Source organism: Paenibacillus sp. EC2-1, from assembly GCF_049311625.1.
GTDB lineage: Bacteria > Bacillota > Bacilli > Paenibacillales > Paenibacillaceae > Paenibacillus_AQ.
In genome coordinates this window covers 3,171,537-3,192,992 of sequence record NZ_CP186006.1, presented here as the reverse complement: position 1 = coordinate 3,192,992, position 21,456 = coordinate 3,171,537, and the positions used below count along the sequence as shown (strand labels likewise).

Here is a 21,456-nt window from a genome sequence, read left to right as displayed (position 1 = left end):
CGCTCCTTCTTGATATCTCAATTGAATAGAGAGGAAGTTGATTGTGAAAAGAACGGTGAGCTGCCTATTGTCGATTTTTATATGTTTAAATTTATTCTCATATCCAGCAAGTGCGGATCGTACTCCTGCTACCGGAGAATACACGCTATATCCATTACCACAAAAGGTAACTTATACGGATACCCGTTTTACAATTACGGATGAGGTGAATCTGGTCCTAGACGGCCCAGTGGATGCCGAAACACAGGATTTTCTGGCGATGATCCTTGACTCCAAAGCAATTACCTATTCAGAATCAGGGGCCATTGCTACAGGTAAAACAAATATTCTACTCGGTATTAAAGGTTCTGGTGAACAGGTTGATACCTATTTCTCCGAGAAAGTCGAATATGATGCTTCCATTTTCAGTGGTAAGGAAGATCCGTATGTGTTAGTAGCTGACAAGGGATTGGAACAGAAAGGACTTATTGCAATTCTCGGAGACGATTCAGATGCGGTGTATTACGGTTTAGCCACACTGAACATGATTTTTGAACAAAGCGCAGGGCAAGAACTACGTTCCCTAAAAGTTGAGGATTTTTCAGATTCGAAATGGCGAGGTTTTATTGAAGGATTTTACGGTTTTCCATGGTCACATGAAGATCGAATTAGTCTTATGCGCTTTGGCGGAAAGCTCAAGATGAATTCCTATATATTTGCACCGAAAGATGATAAATACCATAATTCTGCTTGGCGGACGCTATATCCACCAGATGAGTTAGCCAAGGTCAAGGAACTGGTCGATGTGGGTCATGAAACAAAAACGCAGTTTGTGTGGGCTATCCATCCAGGCTTTAGCATGATTAATTGGAACAATTATGAGGCTGAGCTTCAGACTCTGTTAGCCAAGTTGGAACAGTTATACGGTGCTGGCGTAAGGCAATTTGGTTTATTTTTGGATGACATTAGTACAGCACAGTCACTTACAGATAAAGATAGACATGTCAAGCTGGTCACCGATGTGGCGAATTGGGTAGCCTCCAAGGGAGATGTGAAATCTCTAATTTACTGTCCGCCTTTCTATAATCAAGCATGGACTGGAACAAGTGGTAAGCCTTATCTCCAAGCTTTAAGAAATGTTCCAGACAATGTCGAGATCATGTGGACCGGAAAAGATGTTATCGGTAGTGTGAACACGACGGATAATCAGTGGGTTAAGAATGAGATTGGGAGAGATCCGTATATTTGGTTCAATTATCCGGTAAACGGTTACATGAAAAATCGTCTTCTCCTCGGGGAAGTACCTATGCTTGAAAGGGGTACACACAATTTTTCTGGGATTGTATCTAACCCTCTAGAGCAGGCTGAACTCTCTAAGGTAGCTTTGTTCGGTGTTGCTGATTTTACTTGGAACGTTGATGATTTTGATGCGGCAGACAGCTGGCAGAATTCCTTCCAATTTATCGAACCCGAAGCAGCTGAAGAGTATAAGACCATTGCCTATCATATGAGCGACCCATCACCTAACGGACGGGGCGTCGTATTTGATGAATCTGAGAATGTTAAGGAGCAGCTGGGAACATTCTTAGACGCGTACAGAAAGGGAACCCCATTGCAGGAGATTGGTGAAGAGTTAGTTCTTGAATTCGATCATATTCTGAAATCTATTCAAGGTTTCAAGTCTAAGATCAAGAATGAAAATTTGCTGGACGAAATCAACCCTTGGATTAACAGCTTGAACTATGTCGTTGAAGCTGATAAATATGCTGTTCAAGCTGCCGTGGCATTTAAGCAAGGTGATATGAATGCTGCAGTGGAAGCACTCGTAAAGGCAACGAATTCGATGGCGGAATCGAAGAAGTTTACAAGAGCTGTAATTAACGATAAACCTCAGACGGTTGAAGCAGGGGCCAAACGCCTTGTACCTTTTGCTAATGAATTAATTCAGACACTTGATGCTCAAATTTCTAACACTTTAGATCCTAACAATCACTCAACACTTCCACTTAGTTCTTATGGAGTTCTGCCGAATATCAGCAAAATGGTGGATGGAGACTTGAACACCTTTGTATACATACAGACGAAACAGCAGAATGGCGATTGGTATGGTATTGACTTTGGTAAAACCATTAAGGTAAATGACATCCATATCATTCAAGGTAGAACAGATACAGACCATGATATCTTTCAAAGAGGACAGCTAGAATACTCTTTGGATGGAGAGAATTGGACATCGATCGGAGATGAGAAGTCAGGTACCTATATTGCAGAGACACAACTTGATTTGGAAGCCCGGTATATTCGGTATCGACTAACCCATGCAGGCATTCCTGGAGGAAAGCCAGATTTATGGACTGCGGTTCGGGAGTTTACCGTAAATAAGACAAAGGATAGAGCAGCCGTGTTTACTAATGTGGATTCTTTGAAGAATTCTTCTGTGACAGAAACAGATTTTTCTTCACATCTATCAGAAATTTCAGGAATTACATTAAAGCAGCATGAATATCTGGGTCTTCAACTTCCTAGCTTGCAGAAGATATCGGACGTGAGGCTAGAAAGTTCCAGCAACGAAGTCGTATTGCAGCTTTCCGAGAACGGGATTGAATGGAATACGATATCTCCAGGCAGCGGTACTTATCCCAATGCTGCTTATATCAGACTTATAAATTTGGGAGAAAAGGATATTCAATTCGATCTAGCAAAGTTGCAGATCAGTTATCAAAAATTTACCGAGCCTGTAGTTAGCCATAATTATGAAGGGGTTTATCAAGGTAATCTAGCCGCAATTTTTGACGGTAAGATTGACGGCAAGGTCTGGTTTAACGGACGACAAACACCTGGACGATTCGTACAGGTTGATATGGGTGGTGTTATTCCTGTACTAAATGCAGGAGTTGTAATTAACGACGGAGAAGGGGATTACTTCCGCCAGGGAGAGCTACAAATATCTCTTGACGGTGTTAAATGGGAAACGATCCATACCTTTAACAATCCTAAAGATATCACTAAAAACTTCCCTCAGCACGTGGCTCCATACCGTTATTTAAGAGTTGAAGTGGACAATAAGCCCGCACGGTATATCCGTTTATATACGACTGTAGATAACGCAGGCTGGCTTGCACTGAATGAAATTCTTGTCAATGAAGGGATCGAGAAACCGGGAATGGATAACCCAGCGATCCAAGCTGTCCCCCAAGGAAAAGCTGGGAATGAAGCTCAGGCATCGATTGATGGAAAGATCGCAACTTTTTATACACCACAAGGGAATTCAACTTCAGGCTATTTGAACTATAAAATGTCACGTCATACGCGGCTTGATCAGATTCGTATTCTTCAAAGTCCATCATCCATATCGGATGCTAAAGTTCAAGTGCGAGACCTTGAAGGCTGGCACGAAGCTGGCGTATTAAATCAGACTTATAACATGATTAATACGTCGTCTTTTGAACATGTATTGGAGATGAAGCTGGAATGGGCTAGCGGTATAAAACCAATGATTCACGAAATCATATTGGTTCCAGGTGATGGTAAGACTCCGCCGGAAGACTTGAAATTATCGACGGAACTAAAAGGACCCGTCACTGTTAATGGTGGTGAACCATTTAGCATTCAATATGGGGTGAAAAATGTAGTTGATTCGATTTATGCACAAGATGTGCGGATAACTTATGATCATTCCTTAATGGAGCTGAAATCGGTTAGCTCTACTCAAGAAGGCATTAATGTAATTGATACAACCCATAGCTTTCCTGGTCAAGTACGTTTAATCGTTGTAAGTGAAGGACCGGATTATGCGATCAAACAAGATAAGATGCTGCTGAATCTAGATTTTATCGCGAAGGCAGTGACAGAGACAGCGACCACAAGTATAACAGTATCGAAGGCGGTGATGGGGGACGGCGAGGGAATTGAAACGGAAGCTGCCACTTCAAGTACTCAGGTCAAGATAAATGGAGACGAACATCCGCCGGTTCATTCGGGAGACTTGAATGGAGATGGTAAAGTTACCATCGGTGACTTAGCGATTGCAGCAGCGCACTATGGCAAGGATCAGAACAGTCCAGATTGGCAAACTGCAAAACGTGCGGATATAAACGATGACGGTAGAATCGATATTATGGATCTGGCAGCCATTGCGCAAAGCATACTGAAATAAATACGTGAGCATTTTCTTCTTAGAGGGCCCTAAGCTAGGGCCCCTTCCTTGAGGCAGAACCTTTATTAAAGGGAGGGGAAATTTTATATGATAAGGAATCGCAGATTATCCAGCTTTATCATCGTAACGCTCATATTAATTATGGTCTTAGCGAATCCAGTTTTTGCGAAAACCTCACAACCGGAAGAGAATGTAATAACTTCAGATTTGGGGGAAGGATTATTGCTTGATTACAAGGTAAATCGATCATTCAACGGAACAAGTGATTTTATCGATCAAACAGCTGATATTGGCAAGGCAGCGGGGTTGTCCCAAGGCTCCATTGCAGTGAAGTTTAAGTCAACAAGCAGTGCAATAGCAAAAACATTCTTAAGCGCATCGAATACAGCAAAGCCTTCTAGCAATATTTCATTTACGATGAATAATGGCTCTATTTATTTTGAGAACCGTGAAAATAATGTGTATGCAACAAAAATAACGGCAACCGGTTCATTTAATGATGGAAAATGGCATACCGCTGTTCTGAACGTAGGTAGCTCTGGCACGAAGATTTATGTAGATGGATCAGAGAAAGGGAGTAGCACCTCCACTGCATTTTTTGCAAACGTTCCATCCCTAAACGGCATGTGGGTAGGAAGAAATGTAGATAGTACAGGTGGCGAGTGGCATTATGCCGGGGATATGGAGTACGTAAAAGTGTACAACCGGACACTTACTTTGGAAGAAATCGCTGAACTTAGTGGTACTAAGCCCGTTCGGCTCGACTACACCATTCCTATGATTGACCTGGCTGGTGAAACCGATCGTCAGGTGCTGACGGATAGAGAACCCGGTCAGTATCTCGGTCATCCGGATTCTGTACTTCTTGATGACGGGAAAACGATCTATACGTTCTATCCCAAAGGACATGGAATTGGTCCAATCGTAGTAAAGAAAAGCACCGACGGCGGGTTAACTTGGAGTGATCGCCTGAGTACGCCAGCTTCTTGGGCATCGAGTCAGGAAACCCCAACCATCTATAAGTTGGAGATGCCTGATGGATCTACCAGACTTCAGTTGATTAGTGGAATGGTTCGAAATGGTGATGTTGGATTTCAGACGGCTTATTCCGAGGACAATGGAGCGACCTGGTCGGAGCTCAAGCATTTCTTTAAGGACAATGGCAAAGCAGGAATCGTGGCTATGGCAAGTCTAACAAGACTCAAGAATCCAGACGGTAGCTGGGCATACCGCTGGATGGGAATCTTTCATGATTTTCAGTATAACAATTGGAAGACATATTTAACCTTTGATGAGAATGGGAATGAACAATGGAGTACTCTCGAGAGACTGCTTGCTGAACATAATGACATTGAGAAGTACGCCGGACTTTGTGAGATTGAAGTAATACGTTCACCTAAGGGCGATCAGCTGGCATTACTAGCTAGAGCGCAGCATAAAAAAACGAATGCGATGATCGCATTTTCGAACGATGAAGGTAAGACGTGGACGGAGCCGCGTGAGATGCAAGGTGCATTAATGGGGGAACGTCATAAGGCAGAGTATGACCCAGTATCAGGCAGACTTTTAATTACATTTAGGGACATCATTCGGAGAAGTTCTACAGATCTTAACGATTGGGTTGCGGGGGATTGGGTTGCATGGGTTGGGACATATGATGACCTCGTAAACAATAAAGAAGGACAGTATCGTGTTAGATTGATGGATGACTTTACACCATCCGTTAGAGCGGGAGATACAGGATATGCGGGCAATGTGGTGCTCAAAGACGGAACTTTTGTACTTACATCTTACGGTTACTTTAATCCGCAGGACACACGAGCGCCTTATATAATGACGGTTCGACTAAAACTTAGTGAGCTGGATGAAGCTGTACAGCAGCCACCAGTGGAGACAACGACTCGGATTATTAATGATTTTGAAACAGGGGATGGCTTGAATCAATTTAAATTTTATGGACCTTGGAGTACCAGCACTGGTATTGCTAATTTGCACAATGGTGATGAGCATTGGTCGAGTTCTGGCAGCTGGGGAGGTAAACCTGAGAATGTTTATTTCACGGTTAAGTTCGAAGGTGAACAGCTTAAGCTAGTCGGCATAAAAGCTCCTAATCATGGAATCTATGCCGTATCTGTAGATGGGGGTACAGAGGTTGAGGTTGATGCCTATGCACCATCCAGACAATTCAAACAGGTTCTTTTCGATACAGGGAAGCTGAAATCTGGCGAACATACTATTAAGGTCAGAGCAACCGGAAAGAAGACGGGAACTGCACCTGATATGCAGATTGATTATGCAGAAGTTACCTTTAAAGTTGTCCCCGTTACAGGGATCGTAATAAATAACACTCCATCGTCGATTAATGAAGGAGACATCGTGCAGATGAATGCGTCAGTTGAGCCGGTTAATGCAACGAACAAGAAGGTTCTATGGTCCACAAGTGATGTGACTTTGGCCCAAGTTGACGCAAAAGGAAAGTTAAAAGCTTTGAATAGCGGGAAAGTGAGTGTAACGGCAACATCCGAAGATGGAGGCTTTAAAGCCGTACGTGAAATTGAGATTACACCAGGAAGTAATGGTCTAAAGGGTGCGGTCGGAACAACGAATACACATTATGTTGTAGAGAACGTATTCGATGATTACAAGCGTGTGGATTATAACGAAATCGTTCAGATGACGGAAAAAACATGGAAAGGAGATGCTTGGAAAGGGGATCGAGCAAGCGCTCAGCTTGTATTATGGTCAACCAACAAGAAGCAAGAACAGGTAACGCTTACTATTGGTGATATGACAGCTGGTAACAACGACAAAATAAACAAATCGAACATTAAAGCACATTTTGTGAAAACAACAAAAGCAGCAAGGGGGAATCCTTCCCAGGGACGTCCGCAAGAGGATATTCCAGATATTCTAGGTTCATCTGACCCAGTAGACATCGACTCGTTTAACGTTCAGCCACTTTGGGTGTCCATTGACGTTCCAAGAGATGCAGCACCTGGAATATATCAAGGACTATTGACAGCAACTTCTGCTTCCGGAGAAAGTGTAACGTTTAATCTTGAACTCGAAGTGTTAGACCTGACATTACCAGAGGTTAAAGATTGGGATTTTGCGCTCGATCTCTGGCAAAACCCTTATGCTGTAGCGAGAGTGAACCATATTCCGGAGGATCAGTTATGGACGAAGGCACATTTTGATGCAATGAAGCCGCATTATAAGATGCTCGCTGAAGCGGGTCAAAAAGTTATCACAACGACAGTAACCTTTGATCCTTGGAATTCACAGACGTATGACCGTTATGACTCGATGGTGAAATGGACGAAAAAAGCGGACGGCAGCTTTGAATTTAATTTTGACATCTTCGATCAATGGGTTCAGTTTATGATGGATTTAGGGATCGATGAGCAGATCGATGCTTATAGCATGGTGTCGTGGGCTAGTAAGATTAAATATTATGATGAATTGACGCAGCGTGACATGATTGAAACTGTGCCAGTGGGTGATCCGAAGTGGACGGTCATGTGGAGAGCTTTCTTAGAAGCGTTCGTTCCTCACCTCGAAGAAAAAGGATGGCTTGATATTACAACCATGGCGAATGATGAGCGATCTGTAAACGACATGATTAAGGCTGCGGATTTAATTGATGAAGTGTCGGGTGGAAGATTGAAAATATCAGCAGCCATGAACTACAACAGCCTGAACGATCCAAGACTGGATCGGATTCATAATATTTCGGTAGGATTAATCTACATTCAACATAACAACAAGGATCTTGCGGCGGTGGCTGAACATCGGAGAGCGCTCGGACTTGTGACGACGATCTACAACTGCGTAGGACATTTCCCGAACAGCTTTACCCGCTCGAACCCTGCAGAGCCAGTATGGGTAATGTGGTATTCACTTAGGCATAAAACCGACGGTTATTTAAGATGGGCGTTTGACTCTTTTGTTCAGAATCCGTATGAAACGACAGATTTCAGAACATGGGAATCAGGTGATTCTGCTCAAGTGTACCCTGGAGCCGTAAGCTCCGTCCGGTTTGAGAAGATGAAAGAAGGCATTAGAGATGTTGAGAAAGTAAGGTATATTTCGAATATGAATGCGGATGTAGGTAAAACACTCGAAGCAGAGATTTGGAAGATGGAAGCGGTGGGGGTGGCTTACGATCCGTTTAATGGTGTGAAAGATCCGGGGAAAGTAGATATTCCACTGGAAGTTACTCGATTGAAATCGGTTCTATATGACGCTTCTAAACAAGTGGAAGGCGAAGTAATACAACCGGATGAAACAACCGCTGATCTTAAGGGACCAAAATCTATTCAAGCCGGAGATACTTTTTCAGTGGATTTGGGGCTGAAGGGAGTAAAGACTCCTATTCAAGCATTGGATGTGACGGTGAATTATAATCCGGATCATTTCGTCTTTGGGGAAGCTACTTCTACTATTGAGAACTTAAAACTTATTGAGAGTTCAATGAAGGAAGAAGGCAAGGTTCGATTGATCCTGGCAGGTGTCGGCTCTGACCATCAGATTGACACCGATGGTACGTTCGTTAAGCTGAACTTCCGGGCTAAGACTTTGGTGGACTCAGCTTCAAGTTCTATCAAAACTACTGCTTTTATGATTAGTGATGATCAGGGTGTTGAGAGTGATGTAGCTTCAGCTTCAATAGGTGTAGAGGTTCTACCAATTACCGTAGGTAATGATGAGGATATTAACAAGGATGGTAAAGTGAGTATTGGTGATTTGGCAATTGCAGCAGCTCATTACGGTAAAGATTTCAACAGTCCGGATTGGGCAAATATTAAACACGTTGATATTAATAATGATAAGAAAATTGACATCATGGATCTTGCGGCTATCGCAGCAAAAATTATGCAATAGAATAAGGAGGGTTTTACTTGGGGAAATCTGTAGGCTGGCTTAAGCGTGGTTACTTGAGTTTAATTTGTACTGCTTTGCTCTTCACAACGTTTGGTTTCTTTGAATCTGAGGCCCAGACAGCGAATGCTTCTCATAAACCCAATGGTACGATTGGTTTAACACCACCGATGGGATATAGCACTTGGAATGCGGTGCGGTTCAATGTTAGCGACCAGCTTATACGTGATGTGGCTGACAGTATGGTTAGAACAGGACTTCAGGACCTTGGATACGAGTACATTAATATTGATGATGGCTGGCAGGGTGGTAGGGATGCTAACGGAAACATTTATGCAGACAAAACAAAATTCCCACATGGAATGAAGGCGCTTGCCGATTACGTCCACAGCAAAGGTTTGAAAATAGGAATTTATACCGATCTTGGGAAAATTGGATGTGGCGGAAAATTAGGAAGCTATGGATACTATCAACAGGATGTGAATCTGTTTGCGGAATGGGGTTATGATTATATCAAGGTGGACGCCTGTGGCGCGGATTCCATGGGGCTTGATTTTAAAACCCATTATGAACAGTTCGGTAATGCACTAAAGAATGCGAATCCTAAACGGGATATTTTATTTAATATTTGTGAGTGGGGGAAACAGCAACCTTGGAAATGGGCACCGGAAATCGGCCATACATGGAGAGTGGGATACGATATCGATAACCAAGGAGATTACTGGAAAGGTGTTCTTTATGAGATCGATAAGGTAACTCCGCATGCCGATGTAGCTGGACCCGGGCATTTTAACGATCCAGACAGTCTTGAAGTAGGGGTTATAGCCGATAAATACCCAGGTCAACAAAGCTTGAATTACGAAGAGTCTGTATCTAATTTCAGTATGTGGTCAGTACTTTCATCCCCTCTTATGCTAGGTTTGGATGTGACGACGCTTGATGATCCTACATCGTACAGCAGCAAGTTTGCCGATATTATTAAAAATGCTGAGGTCATTGCTGTTAATCAGGACCCTGCTGGTATTCAGGGCGAACTAGTTGATGAATCCATACCAGACTTGCAGGTTTATTCAAAACCACTAGGAAGTAAGAATAGCGGCGAAAGAGCTGTAGTACTACTTAACCGCTCCAATGCTCCAGCCAAGATGACGGTCACTTCTGATATGATTGGGCTGAAGGATAAGTTTACTGTGCGAGATCTTTGGAAAAAGAAAAATATGGGTACACGACTTTCAAATTATTCAGATATCGTTCCTGCACATGGTAGCGTCATGCTGAAAATTTCTGGTGTTTATAATCCAAATCCGGCGGAACCGTCACCGCCAGTTGTACATGAAGCGGAAGCCGGCACACTCAGCGGTAAGGCGAATTTCCGTTCCGTTGCTGAAGCATCGGGAGGGCGAGTTGTAGGCAATGTTGGGGATGGGCCAGAAAATGCCCTGCAGTTTAGCAATATCTCTGTACCTGAGAATGGAATATACCGATTAAACATTTACTATGTCAGCGGGGATGCAAACAGGGATGCAGATCTCACGGTAAATGGAAACCTGAGCTCGAAACTTTCTTTTCCATCTTCAGGTGGTTGGAGTAGTGTACGGGCACGAAATGTGAACATCGAATTAAACAAAGGCGTTAACACAATCAAATTAAGCAACCCGGGTAAAAATGCTTACGCACCCGATTTTGATAAAATCGAAATATCCGCAAAACCCATTCTACCTCCTGAGGAAACGAAGGGAGTAACGACATATCTGACAGGACCAGATAAAGTGAATAAAGGGGATAAATTTGAGATTGAACTTGGTATAAGCAATACAATCGGACACAGTTATGCGCAAGATATTATGGTGAAATATGATACTGCGATTATGGATTTTCTTTCTGCGAGATCACTTATTGATGGCATACAGCTGATTGAAGTACAGGAAAAGACTCCTGGCGTAGTTCGATTGATCATGGCAAGTGCAGGTGAGGCGCACGCCATCACGGGTGATGCACAAATAGTTGAACTGAGCTTTACAGCAGCTTCCGTTAAGGATTCCGCCGCAGGTCAAATCTCCGTGGAGAATGCAACGCTTGGAGATGAGAACGGGGACGAAGTGGAGGGAGCGGTTTCGTCGAAACTCATTGAGGTGTCGGGAAGAGGCTCTGAACAGACAGTTGATGTGAACGGTGATGGTAAAGTGAGTATTGGTGATCTCGGCATTGTAGCAGCTCATTATGGTAAAAATACGAGCAGTCCAGACTGGCAACAGGCTAAGCGTGCCGATGTCAACGGCGACGGTAAGATTGATATTGCAGACCTTGCCGCTGTAGCGAAAAAAATAACAGAGTAACGGTTGGTAAGTAATACTTCTTTATATAAAAAGACAGTCCAAGATCTGATCTTGGGCTGTCTTTTTGCCGTCTAGCGATTTCATGTCAGCTATATATATAAGATAGTAGAAAATACATAGAAAATAAGGCAGGGAATCGATCCACTGAGAGAGAAGGTTCATGTAATGAGCCACAGCATAAAAGTGAGTGAATCGGATGAAGCAACTTACCTGTGGGCTCGAAATTGACATCAGAGAGGATGATATTATTGAACAGACAAGAGAACAGAACTTTAAATGGTGCTGTTGGAACGACAGATATGCACTATGTCGTCAAGAATTTATTTGATGACTATAAGCGAATGGATTACAACGAAACCATTCAATTGAAAGAAACAACATGGAAAGGTAGTGCTTGGAAGGGGGATCGTGCAAGTTCTCAACTGGTGTTATGGACTACGAATGAAGATTTGGAACAAGTTACTTTATCCATGGGTGATTTGGTTGCAGACAGCAGCAATCGTATAGAATCTTCCCAAATTAACGTTCATTTTATAAGTAAGACGAAGGCTGCTAGAGGAAATCCGTCACTTGGTAATCCGCAGGAAGATATTCCAGATATACTAGGTTCTGCGGAATCTGTAAATATGGACGCCTTTCATGTACAGCCGATTTGGGTATCCATCGATGTTCCAAAAGACGCTGCAGCCGGAGTGTATAAAGGTCAACTAATTGCATCTTCGGCTTCGAGTGAAAGCGTTATCTTCAATCTTGAACTAGAAGTACTTGATCTAACGCTGCCAGAAGTAAAGGAATGGCCTTTTGCACTGGATCTGTGGCAGAATCCCTATGCCGTTGCTAGGGTGAATGACATTCCGAAAGATCAGTTATGGACGAAGGCGCATTTTGATGCCATGAAACCGCATTATGAGATGCTGGCAGCAGCCGGTCAGAAAGTGATTACGACGACCGTAACGTACGATCCTTGGAATTCACAAACCTATGATCTGTATGACACGATGGTGAAATGGACGAAGAAAAAGGACGGCCAATTTGAATTTAATTTTGATATCTTTGATCAATGGGTTCAGTTTATGTTGGATTTAGGTATCAATAAACAGATTGATGCTTACAGTATGGTGTCATGGGCGAGTAAGATCAAATATTATGATGAGGCAGAGGCGCGTGATATTATCGAAATTGTGCCGGTGCATGATCCTAAATGGGATGAGATGTGGCGGGCTTTCCTTGAAGCATTCGTGCCTCATCTTGAGGAAAAAGGATGGCTGGATATTACGACGATGGCGAACGATGAACGTGCCTTAGATGATATGATCAAGGCAGCAGATTTAATTGACGAGGTATCCGGTGGAAGACTGAAAATATCGGCTGCTATGGACTATAATAATCTGAATGACGCTAGACTGGATCGCATTTATAATATATCGATTGGTTCGATCTACATCGAGCACGATAGCAAACAGTTAGCGAGTATAGCGGAGCATCGAAGATCGCTTGGACTTATGACAACGATCTATAATTGTGTGGGACATTACCCGAACAGCTTCACACGCTCGGTGCCAGCCGAATCGGTATGGATTTCATGGTATGCACTTCGGCACCAAGCGGATGGCTATCTTCGGTGGGCTTTTGATTCTTTTGTAGAAAATCCATTTGATACGACGGACTTTAAAACTTGGGAGTCCGGTGATTCAGCCATGGTGTATCCTGGTCTCATCAGTTCTGTTCGATTCGAACGCATGAAGGAAGGAATACGTGATGCTGTTAAGGTAAGCTATATCGCAGGAAAAGATCAAGCGCTAGGAAAAGACCTTGATGCAGCCATTTGGACTATGCAAGCGATCGGAGATCTCGAACGTGATCCATATAACGGGGTGAAAGATCCTGGCAGAGTCGATATTGCACAAGAGGTCAATCGTTTGAAGGTTGTTTTGGATAAGACCTCGAGACAATTGATTGCTGAAATGAAAGTTCAGCAAGAATAAATGCTCGATCAATTGAATGGAGAACAGTGTTGGAAGATGCTTATGTCATCGGCTAACACTGTTTTTTTGTTCTCTAAAAATGAAGTTCACTTTACTGTGATAAATCAATTTCGAAACGTTAAGTTTTTATTCAGTTTTAATTCAGAACGATTTAATGTAACTCCCCGATGTGTCTAGTATGGTACCTTCAAACCGGACACGAACATCACAAGAGCTCAAACAGCGGCTATTCTAAATCGTAATACAGCAAACTAATTTAAGAAGGAAATAGAATTTCAAGGGTGAGGGAGCGATTTGCTTTCCTCGCCCTTTTTTATACCACCAATTACACCTATTAAGGTGCATTTGGTGGTTTTTAATATTTCGCGAATTTGTATATAAGAATTTTAATAGTACAAAAAGTATCAACTTTACATCAAAAGAGATCATTTGGTTGCGTTTTCACAAGCTATATAATGAAAATGTCTTAAAATTCCATCAGTCAGAATAGTGAATTCAAAATGCATAAAGAAATCAAGCAAGATTATTAGAGGGGGATAGCTAATGAAAAGCAAAAAAGGTAAAAAGAAAGCGGCTTTAAGTCTAGTAATGATGTCCATCGTATTATCACTGGCTGGATGCGGAGGAGCAAAAACGGCTGAGACACCGACAACACCTGAGAAGACACAAACTTCACAGACTGAAACACCAAAAACAGACGATGCGAAGGCAGAAGATCCAAAAGTAGCAGGTGATCTTGAAATCCAGTACTTTGTCGGTGGTTATGGCGATGGGTGGTGGAAGGAAGTCATCGGTGAATTTAAGAAGAAGTATCCAGATGTCAACATTAAAGAATCTGCAGGATCTCAGATCAATGAGCAAATGAAACCACGTTGGATTCAAGGTAATCCACCTGATGTTGTATACATCGATGGAGCTGGATCTAACGAAACACAAATGGTGCTTGATGATCAGTTGATGGATATTACAGATTGGGTGAAAGATGCGAAGAATGTGGACGGCGAACCGCTGACAAGCAATCTGATCGCTCCTCCACAAGACTATGATGGCAAGAATTACACGATTCCACTCGTATTTGGATCTTGGGGAACATTTTACGATGAATCACTCTTTACTGAAAAAGGATGGGAAGTTCCAAAGGATTGGGATAGCTTCCTAGCTACTAGTGAGAAGATTAAAGCTGATGGTGTATACCCTTACATCCATACAGGTAAATACCCGTACTACGTTGTAGGTGGACTCCTGAATACAGGTTTTGTATCTGAGAATGGGGATAATCCACAAATCTTAAAAGATCAAGAAGCGGCTAAAGAAGGATCTTTCAAGAACGATGCTGTAGCGAACACCTTGAAAAAGGTCGTTGATATGAGGGAAAAAGGTTATTTCGACAATGCATCATTCGGTATGAACCATACGGATTCCCAAATGCTGTTCTTGCAGCATAAGGATGCGATGATTCCTAACGGTCTGTGGCTTGAGAATGAAATGAAAAAAGATGTACCAGAAGGCTTCAAATTCGGATTTATTCCTTCCGTTATGCAAAAACCAGGCGGTAAATTTGTAGCTATTCCTTACACTAGTAACATTGCCATTGCCAAAAAAGCTAAAAATCCAGAAGCTGCAAAAGCATTTATTGAATTTATCTTTACGAAACAAACAGCAGTACGCTGGGCTGAGCTGACAGGTGCTTTGATGAACGTTAAGGCAGATCTGGAATCTTCAGGTGCAAGTGATGTTGTAAAAACAGCAATGAAATATTTCAACGGTAGTGACACCATTGTTGCTCCAGTATTTAAATTGAGCGCGGATCTTGAGCAGGCAGAGAATGATGCAACCATCGCCTTGCTGCAAGGTTCCATTACACCAGAAGAATGGATGGACCGTATGGAGAAGGCAGCAGCCAAAGTCCGTAAGTAGGTTCAATACTCTTCTTTCCAAACAATCAGAGGACATACGTGTTCCTCTGATTGTTCTTTCAAATCAAAGGGGAGGATGCTTACGCCCATGAAGAACAATAAATGGTTGAAACGTAATTTGTTTATTGCAAGTTTCTTGTTGCCTACGTTTGCTGTCTTTTGTCTATTTACAATCTATCCGCTGTTTCGAGGTTTGTATTTAAGTTTCTTTGACTGGTCAGGCGGTTCGGAGTCGATGAATTTTATCGGTATTGATAATTATAGACAATTATTCTCCGATGAGATCATACCTAAGGCTATCTCGAATGATTATTTCTTGATTTTTTGGAAGGTCATCTTAATTATGCTACTTGCGACGTTCTTCGCCGTATCCTTGACCCGTCTAAAGTTGAAAGAATACGGTTTCTACAGGGTAGTATTCTTCTTCCCGAACATTATTTCCGTAGCTGTAATCGGTGTGTTGTGGAGTTTCATTTATAATCCTCGTCTTGGATTCCTGAATGCCTTCATCTCGTTATTTACAGGAGAACCTGTAGAAACGAACTGGCTTGGTGATTCGAGTCTTGCCATGTGGTCACTTCTCCCTCCAAGCGTTTGGGCGGGTATCGGATTTTATATGCTGCTCATCATCGCTTCAATCCTAGGTATTCCGTCTTCACTTTACGAAGCTGCTAGTATCGATGGTGCGGGACAATGGAAGCAATTCACTCGTATTACACTACCTCTAATCTGGGAGCAATTCAAAACCTCGATCATACATATCGTAATCACGACACTAAATGGTTCCTTTATCATCGTGAAGTTGATGACGGATGGTGGCCCAGATAATCAGACACAAGTTCTCGGTTATTACTTGTACCAAATGGGCTTTAAGCAGTTCCATTTGAGCTACGGAGCAACCATCGGCGTATTGATATTACTGCTATCTTTAATTACAACTTTAATTTTGCAACGTCTTCTGCATCGGGAGTCCATTGAAATGTAAGGGGGTATATTTGTTGAACGATCATTCGACCACAAAACCACTGCTGATTCTATCCAAAATTGCAGTTCGATTTTTCCTCATCTTGTGGAGTTTGGTTGTCCTATATCCAGTTCTATGGACATTCCTGACTTCTCTAAAGGATAACCAGCAGGTCATGCTCGGAAAACCGTGGGATTTCCCTTCTGTTTTTCGGTTTGAGAATTATGCAAACGTATGGAGTAGAGCGAATTTTGGCGATTACTTCTTTAACTCCATTATAGTAACTGTATCCAGTACACTGTTATCGCTCATCATGGCTGCAACGACAGCATACATACTAGCTCGATTTACATTTAAGGCAAGAGGACTATTCTATTTTGTATACGTTGCTTCGATGATGATTCCAACAACGCTTGGACTAATACCGTTGTTCTTTCTTCTCGGAGATATGAATTTGTCCAACTCCTTATTCGGGCTTACCCTTGTTTATTCTGTCGGAACGATTGGGATTCTTCCTTTTGGTATTTTCTTTCTGGTGGGATTCTTCAAAACCCTTCCTCGTGAGCTTGAAGAAGCCGCAACCATTGATGGCTCTACACTATACGGCGTTTTCTTCAAGATCATGCTGCCGTTATCAAAACCTGGTTTAATCACTGTTGGTATCATGAATGCTCTAACCGTGTGGAATGAGTACATTATGGCTACGGTACTAATCAACGATCCCATGAAGTACACCATTCCTGTAGGGATCGCAATTATGCAAGGCGAAATGCAGTACAGAACCGAGTGGGGACCACTATTTGCAGGTCTTTCGATTTCTATGATACCTGTCATCGTGATGTACGTGTTGTACCAACGTCAAATTACTGGTGGGTTAACTGCAGGGGCGTTGAAGGGATAGGGTTATTAAACTTGTTTCTATTTAATTTATCGGAGGTGTTAAGTACATGCCAAAGAAGATTTTCAGTGCCTTCATCTCGCTTATGATGGTGGCCGGTTTGTTCTCTGGTTTCGCAGGTGCAGCGGATATTTCGAGTGACCTCCCACAAAAAAATGCTGAAGTAGCGGCATCCTATGAAATCTACCCATTGCCACAGAAGCAAACGGAACAGGAAACATCATTTGCAATTACGCCAAATGTAAACGTTGTTATTGAAGATTCGATTGACCAGTCTACACGGCAGTTTCTTCGTAAAATACTGGACTCCAAGTCATTGCAACTATCAGAATCAGGAGCAGTTGAAGTAGGAAAGACAAATGTCATTATAGGTACCCGTAATTCTAAAGGCTATGTAGACAATTACTTTACACAGAATATTCCGTACGAACAATCGAATTTCACACAACAAGACACCTATGTTCTAAGTGTAAGTAGTGAGCAACAGGGGAAGGGTGTCATTGCGGTATTAGGTAAAGATACCGATGCTGCTTATTATGGTCTGGCTTCATTGAAGATGATCTTCGATCAAATGCCAGATAAGCAGATTCGTGATCTGAAAATCGAGGATTTTGCTGATACAGGGTCTCGTGGATTTATTGAAGGGTTTTATGGATTCCCATGGTCTCATGAAGATCGAATAAGTTTGATGCGTTTCGGTGGAGAACTGAAGATGAACTCTTACATTTTTGCGCCGAAGGATGATAAGTATCATAACTCAGCATGGAGAACTCCTTATCCTGCAGCTGAGCTTGCAAAGATTAAAGAGCTGGTGGATGTAGGTCATGAATCTAAGACTCAGTTCGTATGGGCGATTCATCCTGGATTCAGTATGATTAACTGGAATAATTACGATGCTGAACTTCAAACTTTACTTGCAAAGCTTGAGCAATTATACGGAGTTGGTGTACGCCAATTTGGATTATTCATGGACGACATCAGTACTTCGCAATCCTTAGTTGATAAAGACAAACATGTAAAACTTATTACGGATGTTGCAAACTGGGTTAAATCCAAGAAAGATGTTAAGCCTTTAATTTATTGTCCTCCGTATTACAATAAAAGCTGGACTGGAGCGGGCGGAAGACCTTATCTTGAAGCTTTAAGAAATGTACCAGAGAATGTAGATATTATGTGGACCGGTAATAGTGTTGTTGCACCGTTGAATGCTGCAGACATGCAATGGCCAAAAGATGCACACGGAAGAGATCCTTACATGTGGTTGAATTGGCCGGTGAATGATTATAAAGATGCAAGACTTATGCTCGGTAAGGGAGAAATATTGATCCCGGGTACGCATAATATTTCTGGACTTGTGTCTAATCCGATGGGTCATGCAGAATTATCCAAAATTGGTTTGTTTGCTGTAGCAGATTACAGCTGGAATGTAGACGAATTTAATCAAGATCAGAGCTGGCTTGATTCCTTCAAATACGTTGCACCTGAAGTGGCTTCAGAGCTGAACACAATCGCTTACCATATGAATGACCCTTCCCCTAGCGGTCATGGGCTCGTGGTAGGTGAATCTGAGAATATCAAGACTGATCTTGAGCAGTTTTTAAGTAAGTATTCCAGTGGTCAGTCCGTGAAAGCAACCGGGGATACCTTGATTCAAGAATTTGATCTTATATTAAATGCAATCGAATCATTTAAAGGGAAGAGTAACAACAACGCGATGCTAGAGGAAATTAATCCTTGGCTGAATAGCTTGCAAAATGTTGTGCTTGCCGATAAATCGGCAGTACTCTCTGCCATGGCCATTCAAGAAGGGAATACGGATAAGGCTTGGGAAGAGCTGGCTAAAGCGACAAGTGCCTTAAACGTATCTAAATCGTTTAAAATCAAGAAATTAAATTACCCGGATGTGACCGTAGAAGCAGGTGCAAAGCGACTTGTTCCTTTCGCTGAGCAACTGATTAACAAACTGGATGCTCAGATTTATACATCTATGGATCCAGAGTATGTTAAGCCGATAGCTATTAGCTCTTATGGATCACCTACAGGACTCAACCTGATGGTCGATGGTGATTTGTCAACGAATGTATATATTCAAACCCTTCAGAAGAATGGGGATTGGTATGGCGTTGATTTTGGCAAGACCATTAAAGTGGAGAATGTCTCGATTACGCAAGGTAGAAACGATGCAGATCACGACATTTTCCATAAAGGGATTCTTGAGTATTCCGTAGACGGTCAAGAATGGACTGCGATCGGAGAAGAACGTTCTGGATTTAAAATCTCAGCTGCAGGGCTAAGTGTAGATGCACGAATGGTACGATATCGTTTGACTCATGCGGGTGTACCTGGTGGTAAGCCTGATTTATGGACAGCGGTGCGAGAGTTCTCTGTGAATCCAGATAAAAATAAGGTGTCTGTATATACGGATGTGCCGGAGCTAAAGGATACAACCGTTACTGGTACGGACAATTCTGCTCAACTCACGAATCTAACTGGAATCACATTGAAGCCATCTCAGTACGTTGGGATTAACTTAAAAGCGATCGAAGAGATCACTCAAGTGGTGTTAGAAACTTCAAACAGTGAATCCGTGCTTGAGTCATCCAAGAATGGTGTTGAATGGGAACAAGTTAACTCGGAGAATGGTCCGTATGCTAGTGCTGCCTATTTCCGAGTTGTGAACAAAGGTAATACAGATATCACTTTGGATCTCACACAGTTATTGATCAAACTAAATAAGTTCTCAGCTCCAGTCATTTCTCATAACTATGGAAGCATATATCAAGGTTCAATCAATAATGTATATAATGCTTCCCTGGAGAACAAGGTCTGGTTTGGTGCGGAACAATCAAAAGGAAAGTATGTTCAGGTGGACATGGGTGGTGTGGTGAATGTCCAGAATGTTGCTGTTGTAATCAATGACGGAGAAGGAGATTATTTCCGTCAAGGTGATCTTCAGCTTTCCTTGGACGGACAGACATGGGAGACAATCCATACTTTTGCTAATCCAGGCGATCGAAGCTTAAATTTCCCAGAGCATGAAGTGCCGTATCGTTACAAGCGGGTTCAAGTTGATGGGGGCAAACAAGCTAGGTATGTAAGATTGATTTCAACCGTCAATCATAATGCATGGCTTGCACTGAATGAGATTTTGATTAATGAAGGAATTGAAAGACCAGGAACATCCAAACCAGCGATTCAGGCGGAGCCTGCAGGAAGTATTGGAAATGAGGCGTCTTTGTCGGTTGACCAAAGATTGTCAACCTTCTATATGCCGGGTGCTGGTAACTCTGGTACGTTAAATTACAAGTTGTCGAAGGATACGAAGGTAAAAGAAGTAATTATTTTACAGAACCCTTCAGATGTTTCAAATGCAGTGGTGTCTGTTCGAGATGCAAGCGGATGGCATAATGTTGGGAACTTATCTCGATCCTACAATTCATTTAACACTTCTAAGTATGGCAATGTATTTGAAGTGAAGGTCCAATGGGAGGGGGCAGTAAAACCTAAAATTCACGAAATTATTACTGTCAAAAAAGACGGAAATGGTGAGGTGGATCCTCCAGGCGAGATGACTTCGGTCCTCTCTGGTGTCGATACTGTCGCTGGAGGAAGTGATTTCCAGCTGGAGTTCGGCGTGAAGAGTGTGAAAGATTCCGTGTATGCTATGGATATCATGGTTAACTATGATCCTGAGCAGTTGGAATTCAAAACAGCGGCCTCTTTGCAAAATGGAATACAGCTTCTTGAGACTGCGAATAGCATCCCAGGAAAACTGAGATTTTTAGTAGTCAGTGAAGGTGCAGATCATGCTGTAACCGGTGATCAGCAGCTGTTATCTTTGGATTTCCGTGCAAAGACAGTAACAGATACGGTGGAAAGCACCATCCAGATTGAAAAGGTTATTGTTGCAGATGCTGAAGGTAAGGAAAGCACTACAGCGACTTCTAATCACAAAATCACGATTACCGCAGAAGAACCTGAACCAGGTATTTCTGGCGATGTAAACAAAGACGGCAAGGTTTCGATCGGTGACTTGGCGATCATTGCTGCTAATTATGGCAAAGATACCAACAGTCCAGATTGGGTTCAAGCGAAGCGTGCAGATGTGAACAAAGATGGCGTTATTAATGTAGAAGACTTGGCTCTGGTAGCTCGTAAGATTACGGAGTGAAGTTATCGAAAGTATGTTTCTAAAGAGTTTAAATTAATGTGACAGAACTTCAACGGAAGAAGGCAGGCCATTCAAGGGTACATTCCTTGGGTGGCCTGCTTGCTTTTCCTCGTGTCGCTTCATTATAGAGGATTATATGTGCTTGTCCCCGAATTACATAGAATAATCTG

Annotated in this window: 8 protein-coding genes and 1 pseudogene; all 9 read left to right on the top strand. The window is 42.4% G+C overall.

Annotated elements, in window-relative coordinates; genetic code table 11:
• Window positions 1-67: 67 nt before the first annotated feature.
• The 9 genes and pseudogenes from ACK8P5_RS14930 (at window position 68) to ACK8P5_RS14890 (ending at window position 21,286) form a co-directional block, all read left to right on the top strand.
• Window positions 68-4,135: a beta-N-acetylglucosaminidase domain-containing protein gene (locus tag ACK8P5_RS14930; RefSeq protein WP_422657060.1), complete on the top strand. Its 4,068-nt coding sequence runs from the start codon at window positions 68-70 to the stop codon at window positions 4,133-4,135.
• An 87-nt stretch (window positions 4,136-4,222) separates the two neighbouring features.
• Window positions 4,223-9,019 carry a glycoside hydrolase domain-containing protein gene (locus ACK8P5_RS14925; RefSeq protein WP_422657059.1) on the top strand — a complete coding sequence of 1,599 codons (4,797 nt, stop codon included), beginning with the start codon at window positions 4,223-4,225 and terminating at the stop codon, window positions 9,017-9,019.
• A gap of 17 nt (window positions 9,020-9,036) precedes the next feature.
• A complete protein-coding gene (locus ACK8P5_RS14920) occupies window positions 9,037-11,352 on the top strand; it encodes a dockerin type I domain-containing protein (RefSeq protein WP_422657058.1) in 2,316 nt (771 codons plus the stop codon).
• 248 nt (window positions 11,353-11,600) lie between these two features.
• Entirely contained in the window at window positions 11,601-13,337 is a 1,737-nt protein-coding gene (locus ACK8P5_RS14915; protein WP_422657057.1) for a glycoside hydrolase domain-containing protein, read from the top strand.
• Between the two features lie 180 nt (window positions 13,338-13,517).
• Window positions 13,518-13,592: pseudogene (locus tag ACK8P5_RS14910) on the top strand (S-layer homology domain-containing protein); the annotation flags it as partial.
• 288 nt (window positions 13,593-13,880) lie between these two features.
• Window positions 13,881-15,254 (top strand): extracellular solute-binding protein, encoded by a 1,374-nt coding sequence (locus ACK8P5_RS14905; protein ID WP_422657056.1) that lies wholly within the window; start codon window positions 13,881-13,883, stop codon window positions 15,252-15,254.
• A gap of 87 nt (window positions 15,255-15,341) precedes the next feature.
• Window positions 15,342-16,238, top strand: a complete 897-nt coding sequence (locus tag ACK8P5_RS14900; protein WP_422657055.1) for a carbohydrate ABC transporter permease — start codon at window positions 15,342-15,344, stop codon at window positions 16,236-16,238.
• Window positions 16,239-16,251: 13 nt separating this feature from the next.
• On the top strand, window positions 16,252-17,118 hold the full coding sequence (locus tag ACK8P5_RS14895; protein ID WP_422657054.1) for a carbohydrate ABC transporter permease: 867 nt from the start codon (window positions 16,252-16,254) through the stop codon (window positions 17,116-17,118).
• A gap of 46 nt (window positions 17,119-17,164) precedes the next feature.
• Window positions 17,165-21,286: a beta-N-acetylglucosaminidase domain-containing protein gene (locus ACK8P5_RS14890; protein ID WP_422657053.1), complete on the top strand. Its 4,122-nt coding sequence runs from the start codon at window positions 17,165-17,167 to the stop codon at window positions 21,284-21,286.
• The last annotated feature ends 170 nt before the right edge of the window (window positions 21,287-21,456 follow it).

What these genes read in the sequence shown, in the direction of transcription:
- ACK8P5_RS14925 (WP_422657059.1), top strand. Translation starts at nt 4,223, where the DNA reads ATGATAAGGAATCGCAGATTATCCAGCTTTATCATCGTAACGCTCATA.
- ACK8P5_RS14905 (WP_422657056.1), top strand. Translation starts at nt 13,881, where the DNA reads ATGAAAAGCAAAAAAGGTAAAAAGAAAGCGGCTTTAAGTCTAGTAATG.
- ACK8P5_RS14900 (WP_422657055.1), top strand. Translation starts at nt 15,342, where the DNA reads ATGAAGAACAATAAATGGTTGAAACGTAATTTGTTTATTGCAAGTTTC.
- ACK8P5_RS14890 (WP_422657053.1), top strand. Translation starts at nt 17,165, where the DNA reads ATGCCAAAGAAGATTTTCAGTGCCTTCATCTCGCTTATGATGGTGGCC.